Raw genomic sequence first — 20399 nt, 5'->3', positions numbered from 1 at the left:
CTTACAATAAAACCCCCAGCTAGGCTGGGGGTCAGTGAAAACTTTAGTGGAGTGATAATGAACACGGAGGGAATCATATGAACAAACAATATTTAGATGACTTACACAGTTTATCACACACAAAATGGAACTGCAAATATCATGTGGTATTTGCACTAAAGTATAGAAGAAAAGCGTTTTATGATGCAAGAAGAGTAGAAATAGGATCAATATTGAGACAACTATGTGAATGGAAAGGAATAAACATAATAGAAGCAGAAGTATGTATAGGTCATGTACATATGTTAATAGAGATACCACCCAAATATAGTGTATCAGGCATAATGGGATTTTTAAAAGGAAAAAGCTCACAAATGATATATGAAAGATGGGCAAATGCGAGATATAAATATCGACATAGATCATTCTGGTGTAGAGGATACTATGTAGATACAGTAGGAAAAAATACAAAGAAAATAAAAGAATATATAGCAAATCAATTAAAAGAAGATAAAGAATCAGAACAATTAACATTGGATTTAGAAAATCCATTTAAAGGAAAGTAGAGAAATGCACGGGGTAGCCGTAGGCTGAGAAAATGTCTTAAGACATAGCTCTAGGAGCAGGGCTATGCCCGAAACAGAAAACCACCGGCTAAGCCGGTGAATAATTATTATTTGCTATTTTAATTGAATTCAACTATATTAAATGAGGTTTATATGATGGAAAGAGGAAAGATCATGAAATTAGAAAAGAAAAATATATTATTTATTGCTGTCATCTTTTTTTGGTTTGGTCAATATGTTTATATACCTTATCAAACACCATATTTAACACTCATTCATACAAGTGCATCTTTTATTGGTTTGATTGTAGGAACTTATGGAATCTCACAAATGGTATTAAGATTGCCAGTAGGATTATTAGCAGATTATAAAAATAAACATAAAGTTATTATGATGATCGGGTCTTTATCATCAGGAATGGCGTCACTATTTAGAATTATCTTTAATAATGGGATTGGTTTTTTAATTGGTAATTTATTTTCAGGACTAGCTAGTGCAATGTGGATATCCTTTATGGTTATGTATATGAGTTTTTATGATCAAGATCATCAAGCTAAGGCGACAAGTTCAATTGTTGTCGCTAATAATTTAGGTATGCTTATTGGTTTTATAACAAGTACACTTTTATATGACGTTGTAGGAATGACATTTATTTGTATGTTAAGTGTACTATCAGGTTTAATCAGTGCTTTCTTTATCTTTCTTCTACCAAAAGAAGAGGCGCAGCCTACTACAAAAACGATACCTTCACTACTCAAAATATGTTTACAAAAAAATCTTATTGTATACTCACTTCTTGCCCTAGTTCAACAAGGCGTGCAAATGACAACAACAATGTCCTTTACAAATCAAATTATTAAAAATTTAGGGGCAACATCTTTACAAATAGGTCTTTCTTCTATTATTTATATGTTATCAGCGGTATGCTTTGCAAAAATGGCCTCAAGTAAGTTATGTATGTCATTATCAACAGGGAAATGGATTACGATCACTTTCTTTACAACAGCAATCTATTGTATTCTTGTTCCCCAATGTTCATCATTGTATCTTCTTTACATATTACAAATTTTACCGGGTATGGCTACTGGGATTTTATTTTCTTATCTAACAAGTGAGGCCATGAAATATGTTCCTCAAGAATGTAAATCAACAGCTATGGGATTCTTTCAAGCTGTTTATGCTTTGGGAATGACATTATTTCCAATTATATGTGGTCATATTGTCAGTGTATCATCCATGCTTTATGCATATTTATTTTTGGCTTGTATTTGTATCATTGCCGGATTATTATCGGCTATCTATTGCAAATCATGACGAAATAGGTATCTATTTATCGATATAATTGATATAATGTCCATGCTTATTTATGGGAGGGAAATATGAAGAACTTACAGGAAAAATATATAGCCGGACTAGATGGTTTACGTGCTGTAGCTGTCTTGATGGTTATTGGTTATCATTTAAAACTGCCTATTTTTAAAGGTGGAGTTTTAGGAGTGACAATCTTTTTTGTCATATCAGGATTTTTAATTACCAGATTATTACTACAAGAATTACAAAAAACAAATAAAATAGATTTAAAGAATTTTTGGATAAAAAGAATTAAACGTATTTGGCCAGCCCTTATTTTAATGGTTTCTGTAACAGTCATTGTCTGTGCTTTATTTAATCGTTTATTACTATCTAAGGCCAGCCAAGATTATATTTCAGTATTACTAGGATATAATAACTGGTATCAGATATTTAATAATATTTCATATTTTGATAATGGGGGTGCTCCATCACCATTATTACATTGTTGGTCATTAGCGATAGAGACCCAATTCTATCTTATTTTCCCATTGATTATCATTATCATCGCAAAGCTTAAATCAACAAAGAAAGAACGTTATCAAGTCCTTTCTATTATTACAACAGTATTGATTATTGTTTCTTCATTATTAATGATGATTTTATTTAATCCAAATGGAGATCCAAGTCGTGTCTATTATGGATTAGATACAAGATGCTTTTCATTATTAGTAGGAGCGTTACTCGCTATCATTGTAGAAAGTGATATCAAGATAGGTCTAACAAAACCAGCAAATGATATTATTGGAATCATTTCATTAATATGTGTTTGTATAATTGTAACAAAAGTGGCCGGATATGATGCATTTCTATATAAGGGAGGATATCTTCTAACTTCTATTCTTACAGCATTTGTGATCTTGTCCATTTTAAGAAAACAAAGTATGTTATCTAAGTTTTTATCAATACCGGTTATTGATTGGTTAGGAAAACTATCATATAGTATCTACTTATGGCATTATCCAATTATTATTTTAATAAGTGGGGGAAAAACTTCATCATGGTACATCATGTTAATTGAAGTTATTTTAACCCTTGTACTAGCGAGTGCATCATATTATTTAGTAGAAACACCAATAAGAAGAGGTATCTTATCTAAGACAGTAAAGATGTTGAAAGACAAGATTCAAAAAGATCAAAGAGTCATCAAAAAAGGAATCACGATTGCCTCAGTTTGTCTAGCATTACTTATAACAAGTAGTCTATGTGTAGCTTTTGTTCCTAAAGAAACTATGTCAAAACAGATTACCCAAACAACAAAAACTCAACCTAAAAAGAAACAAACACCAGCACCTCAACAAAGTCAACCAACATTATCACAAGAAGAAGTATGTAGTAAGCTTAATATCTTTGTCATTGGTGATTCAGTGGCTTTGGGTGCTTCATCAAAATTACAAGAAACATTCCCTCAAGGAAAAATAGACGCCAAAGTATCTAGACATTGTTCAGATAGTGTAGATATTTTACAAGCAGCACTGAATTCAGGATGGAACGGTGATGGACTTATTTTCTCTCTTGGTACCAATGGTCCTGTATACGACTTTATGCCTAAAGTACGCAGTATGTTAGATGCCAACAAACCAATGTTTGTCTTATCTGTTCATGCACCTTATCAATCATGGAGTGATGATAACAACGCAAAAATCAAACAATTTGTTGATGAAAATGATAATGTTTATTTAATTGATTGGGCAAGTTATAGTGAAGGACATCCAGATTGGTTTGTAAAAGATGAAACGCATTTAACGGATACAGGGATAGATGCTTTTAATAATTGTATAAAAGAAAAAGTATTTTCAGTATTTAAAGATAAAAAGGTGAATTAATCACCTTTTTTTGTATAATTTGATAAAATTTGTATTTTTATAATTCATATTTTTGTTATAATGTCCATGCTTATTATGGGAGGGAAATATGAAGAACTTACAGGAAAAATATATAGCCGGACTAGATGGTTTACGTGCTGTAGCTGTCTTGATGGTTATTGGTTATCATTTAAAACTGCCTATTTTTAAGGGTGGGGTCTTAGGAGTGACAATCTTTTTTGTCATATCAGGATTTTTAATTACCAGATTATTACTACAAGAATTACAAAAAACAAATAAAATAGATTTAAAGAATTTTTGGATAAAAAGAATTAAACGTATTTGGCCAGCCCTTATTTTAATGGTGTCAGTGACAGTTATTTTAAGTGCTATTTTTAATCGTTTAGTTTTTACGAAAGCTTGTCGAGATTTTATATCTGCTTTACTAGGATATAATAACTGGTATCAGATATTTAATAATATTTCATATTTTGATAATGGGGGTGCTCCATCACCATTATTACATTGTTGGTCATTAGCGATAGAAACCCAATTCTATCTTATTTTCCCATTGATTATCATTATTATCGCAAAGTTTAAATCAACAAAGAAAGAACGTCATCAAGTTCTTTCTGTTATCACAACATTACTTATTATTATTTCTGCAATCTTAATGGCTGTCTTGTTTAATCCAAATGGAGATCCAAGTCGTGTTTATTATGGATTAGATACAAGATGTTTTTCATTATTAGTAGGAGCGTTACTCGCTATCATTGTAGAAAGTGATATCAAGATAGGTTTAACTAAACCAGCAAATGATATTATTGGAATCATTTCATTAGTATGTGTATGTATAATTGTAACAAAAGTAGCCGGATATGATGCTTTTCTATATAAGGGAGGATATCTTCTAACTTCTATTCTTACAGCATTTGTGATCTTATCGATCTTAAGAAAACAAAGTATGCTATCTAAGTTTTTATCAATACCGGTTATTGATTGGTTAGGAAAACTATCATATAGTATCTACTTATGGCATTATCCGATTATTATTTTAATTAGTGGCGGACAAAGTGCTTCTCTTTCAATTATGTTATTAGAAGTTACTTTGACATTAGTGGCTTCAGTATTATCATATTATTTAGTAGAAACACCAATAAGAAGAGGTATCTTATCTAAGACAATAAAGATGTTAAAAGACAAGATTCAAAAAGATCAAAGGGTCATCAAAAAAGGAATCACGATTGCCTCTGTTTGTTTAGCGTTAGTTGTTACGAGTACGTTATGTGTAGCCTTTGTTCCTAAAGAAAATATGTCAGATGATATCGTTCAAGAATCATCAAACAAAGTCGTAAAGAAAGACATCAAGAAACCTGAAACAACACCATCTACAACCAATAGTCAAGATAGTCAATATGTAGATTTATCTAATGGTCAAGAAATTATCAATAACTTAGATGTTTTTGTTATTGGTGATTCGATTGTAAGTGGATCTTTTGCTAAGTTCCAAGAGACATTCCCTCATTTAAAACTAAGTAGTAAAGAATCAAGACAAGCTAATTTAAGTATTTCTATTTTAACTTCAGCATTAAATGAAGAAGGATGGAATGGGGATAGTTTAATCTTTGCTTTAGGAACAAATGGTCCATTATATGACTATTTACCTAAAGTAAGAGAACTCTTACCACAAGATAAAACGATGTTTGTTATTTCTTTACATGCACCTTATACTCAGTGGCAAGATGATAATAATCAAAAAATAGAAGAATTCTGTAAAAATACAGATAATGTTTATTTGATTGATTGGGCTCAATATTGTAAAGGACATAATGATTGGTTTGAAAAAGATCAAACTCATCCTAATAAACTTGGGGGAACTGAACAATTCTTAAATTGTATTAAAGAAAGTATTATTAAAGCATATCAAAAAGATAAAATTAAACTCACTAAAAAATCATAAGAGGTTTCAAATAACCTCTTATTTTATATAATGAGATAGAGGTAACAATATGAATTACGAATTAGAAGTTGTTGATACAAAAGAATATGAAAGTGCTAAAATATATCATCTTTATTTACCGCATTATCATTATATGAAACAACACTTTCATCATAATGTAGAATTAGTCTATTTAATACAAGGAAGCTTTATGGGTTATATAAATGGTAAGGCTTATCATGTGTGTGAAAATGAACTCTTTTTAGTCAATACAAATGAAATTCATTACTTTGAGATGCTGGAAGATTGTCAAATGATCACAATCCTTATCTCTTATGATGCTTTAAAACAATATGAACCTCAAATAGATAACTATTATTTTGATATTCACTTATCTTTAGATAGACAACAAGAATTAAAAGAAATAATTCAGACTATGGATCAATATCGTAAAAGTCAAGATCACTATAAATATCTTAAAGTTATTGAATACTTACATCGTATTTATTATCTATTATTAACTGATTATAAAATAAAAAGAACAACCCCTTTATTAACTAATACGCATCGTATTCAAAATATCTTAGAATACATCGAATTACATTACGGGCAATCATTAAGTATTTCATTATTAGCCCAAGAATTTCATCATTCACCTAACTATTTATGTCGTTATTTTAAAAAGATGTGTGGCATGACTGTTTTACAATATATTAAAACGGTTCAACTTAATCATGCTTATATTGATGTGTGTAGCACAGATTTATCTATTGCGACTATTAGTCATCGTCATGGTTTTGTTGACAGTAAATCATTTATCAAAGCTTTTAAACAAAAATATGGAAAAACACCGGGAACTTATCGAAAGGATAATAAATGCCTATAAGATAGGTCCTTTTTGGGTATAAAAGATAAAATAAAAAGATAAAATGTTAGATGAAAGAGGTGGAATATGAAAACATGGTGGAAAGAGAGCGTTATTTATCAAATTTATCCTAAAAGCTTCTATGATAGTAATGGGGATGGAATTGGTGATTTAAAAGGAATTATATTAAAGTTAGATTATTTAAAAGAATTAGGAATAGATATTATTTGGTTATCACCTGTCTATGCTTCACCACAAGTTGATAATGGTTATGATATTAGTGATTATCAGGCAATCTCTAAAGAATATGGAACAATGGAAGATTTTGATTGTTTATTAAAAGAAGCACATCAAAGAGGAATCAAGGTTGTGATGGATTTAGTTGTTAATCATACCTCCAATCAACATCCTTGGTTTATTGAAAGCAGAAAAAGCAAAGATAATCCTTATCGTGATTACTATATTTGGAAAGAAGGCAAGAATCATCAAGCACCTAATAACTGGGAATCAGTCTTTTCCGGTTCTTCGTGGCAATACGATAAGCAAACGGATATGTATTACTTGCATCTTTATTCTGATAAACAACCGGATTTAAATTGGGAAAATGAAGATGTAAGAAATGATATTTATAAGATGATGAGATGGTGGTTAGATAAAGGTATTGATGGTTTTAGAATGGATGTCATTAATAAATTAAGTAAAGTACAAACATTCCAAGATGTTTTTCCACAAACTAAAAAATATATGAGACCATCAAAATATGTCAGTAATGGACCAAGAATTCATGAATTCTTAAAAGAGATGAATCAAAAAGCATTATCTCATTATGATGTCATGACAGTTGGGGAAATTACTTCGTGTACTATTGAACAAGCTAAACAATATACAGGAGAAAATGAGCATGAATTAAGCATGTTATTTCAATTTGAACATACTGATGTTGATGCGGGTCCTTATGGTAAATGGACACCGGTTCCTTTAGATTTAGTAAAACTAAAGAAGATTCTTACAAAATGGCAATATGGTTTACAAGAAGAAGGATGGAATAGTTTATTTTGGGATAATCATGATCAACCTAGAGTCTTATCAAGATTTGGTAATTTAGATTATATGCAAGACTCAGCTAAAATGTTAGCTACGACTTTACACTTTTTAAAAGGGACACCTTATATTTATCAAGGTGAAGAAATAGGCATGACAAATTATCCTTTTACCTCTTTAGATGAAGTCAGAGATGTTGAAGTATTCAATGCTTACCAAGATTTAGTTAAAGATAAAAAAGCATTAACGCATGAACAAATGATGAAAGGAATCTGTGCAAGTAGTCGTGATAACGCAAGAACACCAATGCAATGGAATAATGAAAACAATGCTGGTTTTACAACCGGTAATCCCTGGATCAATGTTAATCCAAACTATAAAACCATTAATGTTCACCAACAATTATTAGATCCTAATTCTATCTTTCATTATTATCAAAAATTAATTCAGTTAAGACATCAAATGCCAATCATTGTTTATGGTACATATGAATTATTAGAAGAAAATCATCCTGATTTATATATTTATACCAGAACATATCAAGATGAAAAATTATTAGTTATTAATAATTTTTCTAGTCATGAATATGACTATGAATTAAAAGAATTTAGGTATAGTCAGTTATTAATTTCTAATGATCAATGTGATAAAATACACGATATTTTACATATCAAACCTTATGGCTGTTACGCCTTGTTACAAAAGATGTAACATATCTCTTAAAAATTGTTTATTTTTTAAAACATATCATTATATTTAAAGTTGTAATAGATAGGCAAAACTATTGAAAAATAGTGACGCAAAGCTATAGGGGCTTTAAACTGCCAGCCAGCTGCACTCAGTTCATTTGATTGCATTTGGCTTTTATTTTACATAAATGATGGAAGAGGATATCTATGAAGAAAAGATGTAAATTTATATTATGCTTCATGGTTTGTTTAAGCATGTTAATGGGTATGTTACCTACAACAGCTTATGCAGATAATTCAGCAGTTGTGATTTCATCTGCGCAATTACTAGAAAATAACGGATCAGTATATGGAAATGGTATCCTTACTGGTACAACAGATAATGGTACTGAAGAAATGGATGATAAATGTTAGAATAGAGCTGATGATACTAATCGAGGGTATGATAACTCGAATGCAAATGATATTGTTCGTTCATTTGATGTCATTACTTATAATATTAATACAGGAGTAAATAACTTAGGTGGAAAAGCACATAAAATAGGATTTATTGTTGAGATACCTAATGATCAAGCTCTAGATGTAACTTCAATTAATGGAGAACTTATTTCAGAAAAAGAAGAAAATGATAAAAAATATATAATTTTCAATGGGATGTAGAAGCTAACCAATCTGCAGGATCTATTGAACATGGTTTTATAATAAATGTTGGTAACAAGCATCAAGGAGATGTTATTGAACCAAAGGTTACAGTTTACGTTGATGATGAAGCTAACAGTAAAACTGTAGCAATGCAACCAGTTACTGTTACCTCAGCCCCAATGTATAATATTGTATTAAAAAAAGGAAATTTCCAAAATACGTTTAATATTTATGATTTTGGAGCAAAAGACAAAACAGCCTATAAAGAAAATGCAGCAGCTTATAAAGATAGTGATTACAAAGTTACTGGTTTTAGACAAGTTTTTGGTTTTGCTTTAGAAATTAAAAAGCCGGGAAATGGAATCAAAGGTGTTGAATTACCAGATCCTAGTCAATATTTTACTTTTGATATCAATTTATCAGATTATAAGGTAAATGGAGAATCAGCTAATGATACGGGATTTGTACCTCTTTTATATTATTGTGGAGCTAATAACGCAGGTGGAGCGCAAGTTAATGGCATCCCATTTACAGATAGTAGTGCGTCAGGTAAAACACCTCAACCAGAAAAATATTGTGATAATAGTGGGGAATATACAATAACTCAAGAAGGATCAACTTTACATGTTAAAGTAAAAAATTATAGTGTAGATTATAAAAAATTTCCTCAAAAAGATGCATATGGAAATATTTCTTATTGGGATGGAAAACAAGTAGAAATGATGAAAGATGGATTTTTTTCATCATACCAATTCCAAGTAGTTTATCCTTATAAAAATGCAAATGGGGATACTTTAATGAGTCAATTTGGTGTAGACCAAATTAGTGCTAATGCATCTGTAACAGTAAATAATATGCACGCAGTATCAGAAACAAATACTACATCTGATCAAGAAACAATCCCATTATATAACAGTGATGGTACTTTATATGAAAATACAGATAATAAAGCAAGTGAAACATTCACAAAAAATAATAAAGGGACACGTGACCATGCTATTATTTATTCAAATAGAGATTCAGCAAATTGGAATAATGGTTATACTGATGGTTCAGGAAATAAAGATGATGATATTGCAACTGTAGGAGCTAAAGATCTTGCATTTACGGCTACTTATAGTCAAACTAATGTAGGTGAAGCAGACGAATCAAGTCAAGTGCCATTAGGAATTGAACAAATGGTACTCTTTGATCGAAATGCCATAGAATTAAAAAAAGATATGAATGTTAACTTATCGAATAAGGAAGGCTATGAAGCTGAATATTTATATCTACATCATAAAGATGGACAAGGTTTAACTGCAGAATCAATGCGTAGTGCACAGTTAAGTGATTTTAATATAACAGATGATTCAACCGATTGCGATGGTGTTGTTGTTCGTTATCGTGGATGCTATACAAATAAAGAAAGTACAAATTTAAATCAAATGACAAGATTCTTCTGTAATGTTAAACCTAATTATGACTTGTCAGATCATGTTTATATGATTACTGCTGTAACGAATACATGGGATGCAAGAGATTTAACAGATGAAGAAAAAGCACAAATATTAGCTGATACACATAAAACAAGTATTAATAACATTACAAGAGCAGAATATAGTAAATGGATAAAAGATCATCCAGAAGTTAACTTATTTGATCATGCACACACACAAGCGGCAATAGATCATAGAGATTACTATACTGTTCCTGAATATGTTAATAAAAAGTATAATCCAGATTCAACAACACATAAGTTTAGTAGGAATAGTGCTGATGCTTTATATTTAGTTCCTTATACAGTATCTATTCAAAAGAAAGTAGCACAAAAAGAAAACGATAAAATTAAAACAAGTTATAATGTAAGTAAAAAAGAAAGATACGTTGATTATGTTGTTGCAAGCCAAATTACTTTTGCGAATAATGGTAACACCAGATAAGGATGCAAAAACAACAGTTTATTATACAGATACTTTACCTAAAGGTCTTACTTACGTTGATAGTACATTGTATTTAGGCGGAACTTATAAGTCAAAAGATAAAGATAAAGGTACAGTAACTGGAGGAACAAAAAATTGAGCCAACGGAAGTTACAAAAAATGAAAACGGGACAACAACATTAAAATGGGAAGTTCCTAATGTTTCATTAAGCGAAACTCAATTACCTCAAATTCATTATTCATGTAAAATTGGTGATGATGAAAATCCAGAAAATGATGTTAATGATCAAGTTGCATTAAAGAATAATATTGGAATTCAAACAACTGAAGATCAAAGAGAACTTACATCAGCTAATGATAATATTGCTTCTACTTCAATTACAGTTGTAAAAGATAAAGAATATTATTTAACAAAAAGTGGAAAACAAACACTAGAATTAAATGATACAGCTTATTTCGATTTAACAATTACAAATAATAGTTCAAGTAATCAAGAAAATTTATTTGTTGTCGATACAATGCCACAAGATGGTATTAATGGAACTGTGATGAAAGGACAATATAAAATTTCTAAAGTCACAATTAACAAAAAACTATTAAAAAATGATAATGATTTTAAACTTTATTATACAAGCGACAGTGAATATAAAGGGAAAAAAGCTGGTGAAATTACCAAAGATGATTTAAATAAAACAGATACTGAAGGCAATAAAGTTTGGAAAGAAGCTACACAAACAGATGAAGGTGAAGATGTAAAATTTACAGGAACTGGACTTATTGGTTCATGGCCAGCAGCAATTGTTTATGTTGATGATAATTTGAAAAAAGACACGATTGCAAAGATAAAACTTGAATATAATGCAAAGGTTGCTGAAGGTGATAAGCTATCTAATAGTTTATCAGCACCAGGAAATGAAGGTAGTACGTTAAATGATGAAACACAAGTTAAGATTTATAAACGTACATTAGAAGGAACTGTTTGGGTTGATAAAGACAAAGATGGTAAGTTGGGTACATCTGATGATGAAACACTATTTAAAGGTGCAAAAGTTACATTATTAAAGAAAGATGCAGATGGCAATTATGTACCATTTGATGCCTATGAAGAAATAACAGTTGATAAAGGTGGTAAAGTTACAACAGTAAAACATCCTACAACAGTAAATACTGATGAAAATGGTCATTATAAATTTGAAGGATTACCTGAAGGTGAATTCAAAGTTATCTTTGAATCAGGTGATAATAGTATTGAAGACTATAATGTAACTGATTTTGATCAAGGTAACAAAGAACAAAGTTCTAAAGTAGATACAGGTCATGTTGATAAAAACGGACGTAAATTACAATCAGGAACAATTACAGAAATTACAATGCCATCTATAAAAGAGATGGAATCACAAGGTAAAACAACTTATAATTTACCAGATCAAAACTTAGGTTTAATTGAACAAAAAGTAGATGTCCCTGTATCAAAAACATGGGATGATGCTGATAACCAAGATGGTATGAGATCAGATAGCATTACTGTTCGTTTATATGCAGATGGTGTACAAACTGATAAAACAGAAGTGTTGTCATCAGCAAATGAATGGAAAGCAAAATTTACAGATTTACCTCAATATAAAGACGATGAAGGTAATGAAATAAAATATACAGTTGAAGAAGAAAAGGTTCCAGAAGGATATACTGCATCAATTAGTGGTGATGCAAAAAATGGATACAATATTACTAATACACATCAAACACAAACTGTAGATATTCCTGTAACAAAAGTATGGAATGATGACAATAACCGTGATGGATTACGTTCAAATGAAGTTATTGTTGAATTACTTGCTGATGGTAAAGAAACAGGAAAACAAGTTAAGTTAAATGACGCTAATAACTGGTCATCAACATTTACAAAATTACCTGTAAAACATGCAGGAAAAGCAATTGAATATACTTTAAAAGAAGTTCAAGTTCCTGATGGTTATCAATCTGTTATTACTGGATCTGCAACTGCTGGTTTTGTAATAACAAATACACACAATCCAGAAAAAGTAAGTATTGAAGGTCAAAAGACATGGCAAGATAAAGACAACCAAGATGGTATACGACCAGAAAAAATTACTGTAAAAGTCATGAATGGTGATGAAGTTGTAACAACTCAAGAAGTAACAAGTAAAAATAATTGGAAATATACATTTGATGGATTAGATAAGTATAAAGACGGTCAAGTTATTATTTATACAATCAGTGAAGATGCAGTAGAAGGCTATACACCAAGTTATGATGGCTGTAACATCACTAATACTCATGAAGTAGCAACAACATCTGTTAAAGTCACAAAAGCATGGGATGATCATGATGACCAAGATGGAAAACGTCCTGATAGTGTCGTTGTTCACTTATATGCAAATGGTGAAAAAACAGATCAAACAGTAGAATTATCGAATGATAATAATTGGATGGCAGTATTTGATAACTTAGACAAATTTAAAGATGGACAAGTTATTCAATATACTGTAGAAGAAGAAAAAGTGAATAGCTATAAGGCAACTGTTACAGGTGATCAAGATCAAGGATTTGTTATTACAAATACATATCAAAAAGATTCAACCCCTGTAGCAGATCAACCTCATAGCGATAAACCATCTCAAAATAATAAATCTAATTCTAAGAAATCTCATGTAAGTACAGGAGATAACCAAGAAGTAGGATTATTTGGATTAATGGGATTATTATCATTAAGTGGTTTAACTTTCTTAAAGAAAAAAAAGAAAAGAAGATTAATTATATAAAACAAACTTCATAGCACTTTATTATAAAAAGTGAGATATATTTAGTAAAATGAACACCTTATTATTGGTGTTCATTTTATATTTTAGATAACATATTCAGAATATAATGAGATATAATTTGGGTGTAATAAAAATAGTATCGTTAATTAATTTTTTTTAAGTAGTAATGAATGAAATGAAAATATGATGAATGAACTTTTTTTAAGATTTATACAAGGAGGACGATACTATGGAATTAAATAAATCTTATCCACAAGCTATTTGTGAGGAATTAAAAAAATATGTAAAAGGACAAGATGAATACTGTAAACAGTTATCCGTTTTTGGTCATTTACATGAATTAAAATGTAAAGGATTAATTGATAGAAAGATGGCATCTAACTTGTTAGTGGTGGGACCATCTGGATGTGGTAAAACTTATGGTGTAGAAGTCTTAGCCAAATTGTTGAATTGTAACTTTAAAAAGGTAGATTGTTCAAATATTACTTCTATTGGTTATAAAGGAAACAGTATTGGCAAGATGATGCTTAGTCTTGATGTAGATGATGAAAATGGACTTATTGTCTTTTTCGATGAACTTGATAAAGTATATGACCCATATCAAGAAAGTAATCGTGCAGCAACTAAAGTCTATGAAGAATTCTTAAAACTGATGGAAGATGATCAATATGCGTATGAAGAAAGTACAATAGATTTATCTAAAGTATCTTTCATCTTTGCAGGAGCCTTTTTAAGGCTCACTGACAAGAAAAATAAGTCTGATCTATTTACTAATCAAAAGAATGATATTCAGTTAATAGATGATGATTTCGTGCGTTATGAAAATGTTCCTGTTGAATTCATGGGGAGAATAGATAAAGTTATTTCTGTTAATCAATTGTCTTACCAACAATATGAAGATATTATCTTTCATTCTAAAGGATCTTTGTATCAAAGATTAGATATGTTGATTCAAAGAAGAAAAGGACAATTATATGTCAGTGATGATGTTAAAGAACATCTTATTGATTTAGCTAGTACCAGTCAGTTTGGGGTAAGAGGTGTAAATAAAGAGATTAAAACATTCATCAATGAATACTTATATCAAAGTGAAATGAATTATCAAATCCAAGAATTTCATATTTTAAATTATCATCATGAAACACAAGAATATGAGTATCAAGTTATCAAAGAACCTATAGTAATTGAAAAAAAAGAAAAATCAAAATTATACATAGAAGATAAAGATGATATTGAAAGAGTTCAAGAGTTTCTTGATTTCTTTAAAGAAGAAGTTAAGAGTCTAAATGAAAATGAACAGAAAGGAATTAAAATATTACTGGATTATCATGTGGACATGTTAGTTTCTTTATATATGGCTGAGTTTGAAATCAGTTATAATTTGTTCAAGATATTTGTCCAACAAGGAATATTGAGAAGCTTGATTATGATAGAAGATTTATATCAAGATGAAATGGAACTTGATGATGCTGATTATCAAAAAGCCATAGAAACAAGACAAGCTTTACATGAATATGGCAGTGAAGAAGAGTTAAGAGATATATTATATAAGAAAATTGAATTATTTGAAGATATGGAGGTATGTATCAATGGATAGATATGACCAAGATAATCGTATTGTTAGAGTGTGTGGAGAAATTAATAATGAAATGATGATCAATGTCATTAATCAGTTATTATATTATAATCAAGAAAATCATGCACCCATTAAGATGGAGATTTGTTCACCGGGAGGAGAAGTTCATGCGGGGTTAGCTATCATTGATATCATGAATTCAATTGAAAGTGATGTTTACACTATTGGGATAGGAACTTGTGCTTCAATGGCATCATTAATATTAGCGGCAGGGAAGAAAGGACATCGTCAAGCTAATGAGCATTGTTTTATCTTATTACACCAAGCACAATCAACATTAAGTGGGAGTTATCATGATATCCAAGATCGATATCAAAGAATGACATATATCAATGATACAGTCTTGCAAATGTATGAAAATTACACTTTAATGAGTGAAAAGGAGTTAAGAGAGAATCTTCAAAAAGACTATATTATGACGACAAAACAAGCTATTGATTGCGGTTTAATTGACCAAAGTATATAAATGAAGATGAGGAGGTTTTAAATCTCCTCTTTTATATTTAAAATGCAAATAAATGAATAAAATTATATAAATATAATTGAAATTTATAAGTATGAATAATAAAATAGTTTTACTATGTATAGAGTAGGGGGAGAATGTATGCAAAAGAGAATCTTTGGGGTTTTACAAAGAATTGGTAGAAGTTTTATGTTACCGATAGCGGTATTACCAATTGCTGGATTATTTTTAGGTCTTGGTAGTTCTCTTACGAATATGGCGACAATTTCTTCTTTACATTTAGAATATCTTTTAGGTAAAGGAACTTTTTTAAATCATATATTAACTTTATTGATGTCGGTAGGTGAGGTAATTTTCAATAATTTACCGCTTATCTTTGCAGCATCAGTAGCTTTAGGAATGGCTAAAAAGGCAAAAGAGGTGGCTGTATTATCATCAGTCATCGCCTTTTTTGTCATGCATTCTACCATCAATGGATTACTTACATGGACCGGTGTTATTAAAAATAATCAAATAGTTGGTCATGTTTTATCAGGAACGCTCAGTAATGTGTGTGGGATGATGTCTTTAGAAATGGGTGTCTTTGGAGGAATCATTGTTGGTTTAGGAGTAAGCTATCTTCATAATCATTTCTATCGTATTCAATTACCGGATATTCTATCTTTTTTTGAAGGTGAACGTTTTGTGCCTATTATTTCTACCCTTGTTTATATTGTGGTGGGATGTGTGATGTTTTATGTCTGGCCAACAATTCAAAGTGGTATTTTTGTTTTTGGTAAGTTTATTGCGAACACAGGCTATTTGGGAACATTTATCTATGGGATTGTCAAAAGGGCATTGGTTCCTTTTGGGTTACATCATGTTTTCTATATGCCTTTTTATCAAACGGCTATTGGGGGAACCATGACAATTAATGGGGTCGTTGTAAATGGGGCTCAAAATATCTTTTTTGCTCAATTAGCAGATCCTCATTTAACTCATTTTAGTGTTGAAGCAACACGATATTTTTCTGGTGAATTCATGATTATGTTGTTTGGATTACCTGGAGCAGCTTTAGCGATGTATCATGTGGCTAAACCAGAATCTAAAAAAGTAGTCAAGAGTTTACTCCTTTCAGCAGCGTTAACAAGTATTTTAACAGGGATTACAGAACCGATTGAATTTACTTTCTTGTTTGTAGCTCCTATTTTGTTTGTGAGTCATGTCTTATTGGCTGGTACTGCTTTTTTATTAGGTCATGTTTTAAAAGTAACGATAGGTTTTACTTTTTCTTCTAGTTTGATTGATTTTATTGTTTTTGGCGTTTTACAAGGTAATGATAAGACAAGATGGGTCTTTGTTGTTTTCTTTGGTATTTTGTATTTTAGTGCTTATTATTTAATTTTTAGATTTTTAATTCAAAAATTTGATTTAAAAACACCTGGTAGGGAAGATGATAATAAACTTACTATCTTTAAACAAAAGAAAATGGATTATTCTTTTGATAAATCTTATTTAGATTCTCAAGTACAACTTGTTATTAGGGGAATGGGTGGTAGACATAATTTTAGTGATTTAGACTGTTGTATTACGCGTTTAAGGGCTAATTTAGATGATCCAAGTCTAGTTAGTGAAAGTGTCTTAAAACAGGCAGGAGCAGCAGCTGTATTGATTCAAGGAAATGCGATTCAAGTTATCTTTGGACCTAAAGCTTCCTCTATTAAAACGAAAATAGATGATTATCTAGCACATGTACCTGAAGCTTATGATGAAGAAGAAATGATGACTTATTCAAATGATAGTGTTGATATTGGTAATCTTGTTGAGGGTGAAGTATTGCCAATCGAAGATTGTAGTGATGACATTTTTGCACATAAACTCTTAGGAGATGGCGTTATGATTAGTCCTCGTCATGGTGTAGTCGTTGCTCCATGTGATGCAACAATTACCATGATTTATCCAACGAAACATGCCCTTGGTTTAGCTTTAGATAATGGTATTGAATTATTATTACATTTTGGAATTAATACAGTAAGTCTTAATGGACAAGGATTTGAGTTACTTGTTAATGTTAATCAAAAAGTAAAAAAAGGTGATGTTTTATGGAATGTTGATTTAGGCTATATACAAGAACACGCTATTGATGATAAATTATTAGTAGTTGTCTCAAAAATACCAGATCATAGTACTATCGAAAAAGAATATGGGTATAAAAAATGTGAAGCAACAATTATGAAAATACGTAGTTAGGAGGTGAAATAACATGTATGAAATTATTAAAATATTGAATAATAATACGATTTTGGTAGAACATGACCGTGAAGAAATGATTGTCATGGCTAAAGGTATTGGTTTTGGTAAAAAAGTGAAACAAATGATTGAAATACCAACGAACGCTAAAAAGTATATGATGCAAAAGAATTACCAGCCTAAAGAACCAGGTAATATTATTGATTATATTGATCCTGTTTACTTAGAAATTGCGGCTGAAATTATTAAAGAAGCGACAATTAAATTTAATGATGTTAAACATGATATTTTACTTCCTTTAGCGGATCATATTTATTTTGCGATTAAACGTATGGATGAAAACATCATGCCAACTAATCCATTTACTTATGATATTAGACTTTTATTCCCCGATGAATATGAAGTAGCATTAAAGTCTAGAGAGATTATTAAACAGTATGTTTCTAAAGAAATTAATCTAGATGAAGTTGGTTTTATTACTTTGCATATTCACTCTGCTATTTCAACAAATAAAGTAGGAGAGTCAATGGAAGCAGCCAGAGTTGTTCATGAAAGTATTGTTAAACTACAAAATGATTTACATATTAAAATAGATGTCGAATCCATTTCTTATGCCAGATTAATGAATCATATTAAATTCTTAATTATTCGTTTAAATAATCATGAACAATTACAAATGGATATTGGTGAATTTACGAAAGAAAAATTCCCTTTTGCTTATGAACAGGCTATTACAATGTGCGATGCCTTATCTAAGGTCTTAAAAATGGAATTACCTGAATCAGAAGTAGGCTATCTTGCTTTACATCTAGAGCGTATTTTATCAAGTGCATTTTAAAATTGAGAAGAATATCCTTTTATAATTAGGATATTTTTTTATTATATAAAAATAGTCATAAGTTTACATTCTTGCTAATATGGTTTATAATATTAGCAAGAATGTAAATGCGAGGTGAGATGATGAGTAATGTAAATTATTATGTAAATCACGGTGTTTTGAATATTAAAAGTTTAAAAGATATGAATATTTCAAGACAAACTATTTATAATTTTATAAAAAAACATCATATGGAAAATGTCGGACCGGGGATTTATATCGCACCAGATGTATTAGAAGATGAGGCGTACACTTTATCTTTACGATGTCCTAAAGGCGTTATTTCTCACGATGATGCTTTATATTATTATGGATTAGTTGATCGAGAACCTTTTGTGCATTCTATCACGATTTATAGTGGTTATAATCCTACATCTTTAACCGATTCTGGTTATAAAGTGTACACAGTAAAAAAAGATTTATTAAATCTTGGTAAAACAATGGTTAAGAATCAATTTGGACATGAGATACCTATATATGATTTGGAAAGAACGATATGTGATTTAATAAGAAGTCGTAACAATTTTGAGATTCAAGATTTCACAATGGCACTAAAAACTTATGTACAAAGTAAAGAAAAAGATTTAAATCAATTAATGACTTATGCAAAAGTATTTAGAATAGAAAAATTAGTACGACAATATTTGGAGGTACTATTATAATGTACTTAACTCCTGCACAAGTGAAAGGAAGAATTAAAAATATAGCAAAGAAAAACAAAGCAGATCCTATTACTTTGATGCGTATTTATATGATGGAACGATTTCTTGAAAGAATAACATATTCAAAATATAAGGATGATTTCATTGTAAAAGGCGGAATACTTGTAACTTCAATGATAGGTATATCGATGCAAGCAACAATGGATATTGATACTTCAATACGGAATTTCGACTTAACAAAAGAGAAAATTACAGAAATTATATACGAGATTAAAGATATTAAACTAGATGATAATATTGAATTTATTTTAAACGATGTATCAAACATTATGGATAATATGGAATACCCAGGTATTCGTATTCATCTAAATGCTAATTTGGAAAATTTAGTTGTTCCAATTAAAATTGATATATCAACGGGTGATATGATTACACCAAGTGAAATTAAATATGAATATCCACTATTATTAGAAAATCGTACCATTCAATTATGGTCATATAATTTAGAAACAATTCTTGCAGAAAAGATACAAACAATACTATCTCGAGGAATTTTAAATACACGAATGAGAGATTTTTATGATGTAACTATTCTTTTTGATTATTATAAAGAATCAATTAACTATGTGAATTTAGCTTCAGCATTTGAAAAAACATGTAACAAAAGGGGAACTTATTCTTTACTAGATAAAGCAAATGAGATATTGGATGAATTAAATTTAGATTCATCATTACAAAATTTATGGAGAAACTATTGTAAAAAATACCAGTATGCAAAACATATAGCATTTTCTACAAACATCTCTATTATTTATAATTTAATAGAACAAATGAAATCAGTAGAAACCAAAGAATATGTTTAATTTTTAAGAGAAAAGAATAATAATTATGATTGACAATAAAAAAAGTAAGTGCTATCATAAATAACGTAGTCAAAAGTGAATACTTAAT

Annotated in this window: 16 protein-coding genes and 1 riboswitch; all 16 genes read left to right on the top strand. The window is 30.0% G+C overall.

All coding sequences use genetic code 11. From position 1 onward, the window contains the following. Window positions 1-77 precede the first annotated feature (77 nt). The 16 genes from tnpA (at window position 78) to DWZ53_RS01695 (ending at window position 20311) form a co-directional block, all read left to right on the top strand. A complete protein-coding gene (gene tnpA, locus DWZ53_RS01770; RefSeq protein WP_118431404.1) occupies window positions 78-545 on the top strand; it encodes an IS200/IS605 family transposase in 468 nt (155 codons plus the stop codon). A gap of 156 nt (window positions 546-701) precedes the next feature. Beyond that, window positions 702-1859, top strand: a complete 1158-nt coding sequence (locus DWZ53_RS01765; RefSeq protein ID WP_118431445.1) for an MFS transporter — start codon at window positions 702-704, stop codon at window positions 1857-1859. A 65-nt stretch (window positions 1860-1924) separates the two neighbouring features. After that, a complete protein-coding gene (locus DWZ53_RS01760) occupies window positions 1925-3721 on the top strand; it encodes an acyltransferase family protein (RefSeq protein WP_118431402.1) in 1797 nt (598 codons plus the stop codon). 88 nt (window positions 3722-3809) lie between these two features. Further along, window positions 3810-5660, top strand: coding sequence for an acyltransferase family protein (locus DWZ53_RS01755; protein WP_118431400.1), 1851 nt, complete (start codon window positions 3810-3812; stop codon window positions 5658-5660). Between the two features lie 49 nt (window positions 5661-5709). Further along, window positions 5710-6525, top strand: a complete 816-nt coding sequence (locus DWZ53_RS01750; protein WP_118431398.1) for an AraC family transcriptional regulator — start codon at window positions 5710-5712, stop codon at window positions 6523-6525. Between the two features lie 66 nt (window positions 6526-6591). Then, window positions 6592-8256, top strand: coding sequence for an alpha-glucosidase (locus DWZ53_RS01745; RefSeq protein ID WP_118431396.1), 1665 nt, complete (start codon window positions 6592-6594; stop codon window positions 8254-8256). A gap of 53 nt (window positions 8257-8309) precedes the next feature. Next, window positions 8310-8385, top strand: a riboswitch (cyclic di-GMP riboswitch). Between the two features lie 56 nt (window positions 8386-8441). Continuing rightward, window positions 8442-8648, top strand: coding sequence for a hypothetical protein (locus DWZ53_RS01740; protein ID WP_118431394.1), 207 nt, complete (start codon window positions 8442-8444; stop codon window positions 8646-8648). A gap of 377 nt (window positions 8649-9025) precedes the next feature. Next, the gene (locus tag DWZ53_RS01735) at window positions 9026-10798 is read left to right on the top strand and encodes a hypothetical protein (RefSeq protein ID WP_118431393.1); all 1773 of its coding nucleotides are present in this window, start codon (window positions 9026-9028) and stop codon (window positions 10796-10798) included. Further along, window positions 10782-10937 (top strand): hypothetical protein, encoded by a 156-nt coding sequence (locus DWZ53_RS01730; RefSeq protein WP_158568149.1) that lies wholly within the window; start codon window positions 10782-10784, stop codon window positions 10935-10937. The genes DWZ53_RS01735 and DWZ53_RS01730 overlap by 17 nt, the downstream gene beginning before the upstream one ends. Window positions 10938-11316: 379 nt before the next feature. Further along, on the top strand, window positions 11317-13581 hold the full coding sequence (locus tag DWZ53_RS01725) for a Cna B-type domain-containing protein (protein ID WP_118431389.1): 2265 nt from the start codon (window positions 11317-11319) through the stop codon (window positions 13579-13581). A 229-nt stretch (window positions 13582-13810) separates the two neighbouring features. After that, window positions 13811-15178, top strand: a complete 1368-nt coding sequence (locus tag DWZ53_RS01720; RefSeq protein WP_118431388.1) for an AAA family ATPase — start codon at window positions 13811-13813, stop codon at window positions 15176-15178. Then, window positions 15171-15683, top strand: a complete 513-nt coding sequence (locus DWZ53_RS01715; protein WP_118431386.1) for an ATP-dependent Clp protease proteolytic subunit — start codon at window positions 15171-15173, stop codon at window positions 15681-15683. Before DWZ53_RS01720 ends, DWZ53_RS01715 begins: the two co-directional genes overlap by 8 nt. 138 nt (window positions 15684-15821) lie before the next feature. Then, window positions 15822-17909 (top strand): PTS transporter subunit IIABC, encoded by a 2088-nt coding sequence (locus DWZ53_RS01710; RefSeq protein ID WP_118431384.1) that lies wholly within the window; start codon window positions 15822-15824, stop codon window positions 17907-17909. A 13-nt stretch (window positions 17910-17922) separates the two neighbouring features. Beyond that, window positions 17923-18747, top strand: a complete 825-nt coding sequence (locus tag DWZ53_RS01705) for a PRD domain-containing protein (RefSeq protein WP_118431383.1) — start codon at window positions 17923-17925, stop codon at window positions 18745-18747. Between the two features lie 122 nt (window positions 18748-18869). Beyond that, complete coding sequence (locus tag DWZ53_RS01700) at window positions 18870-19448, top strand: abortive phage infection protein (protein WP_233541806.1); 579 nt, start codon at window positions 18870-18872, stop codon at window positions 19446-19448. Then, on the top strand, window positions 19448-20311 hold the full coding sequence (locus DWZ53_RS01695; RefSeq protein WP_118431381.1) for a nucleotidyl transferase AbiEii/AbiGii toxin family protein: 864 nt from the start codon (window positions 19448-19450) through the stop codon (window positions 20309-20311). The genes DWZ53_RS01700 and DWZ53_RS01695 overlap by 1 nt, the downstream gene beginning before the upstream one ends. Window positions 20312-20399: the final 88 nt, after the last annotated feature.

The sequence above is a fragment of the Coprobacillus sp. AF33-1AC genome, assembly GCF_003475785.1.
Classification (GTDB): domain Bacteria; phylum Bacillota_I; class Bacilli_A; order Erysipelotrichales; family Coprobacillaceae; genus Faecalibacillus.
This window is presented reverse-complemented; position numbering and strand designations above follow the sequence as displayed.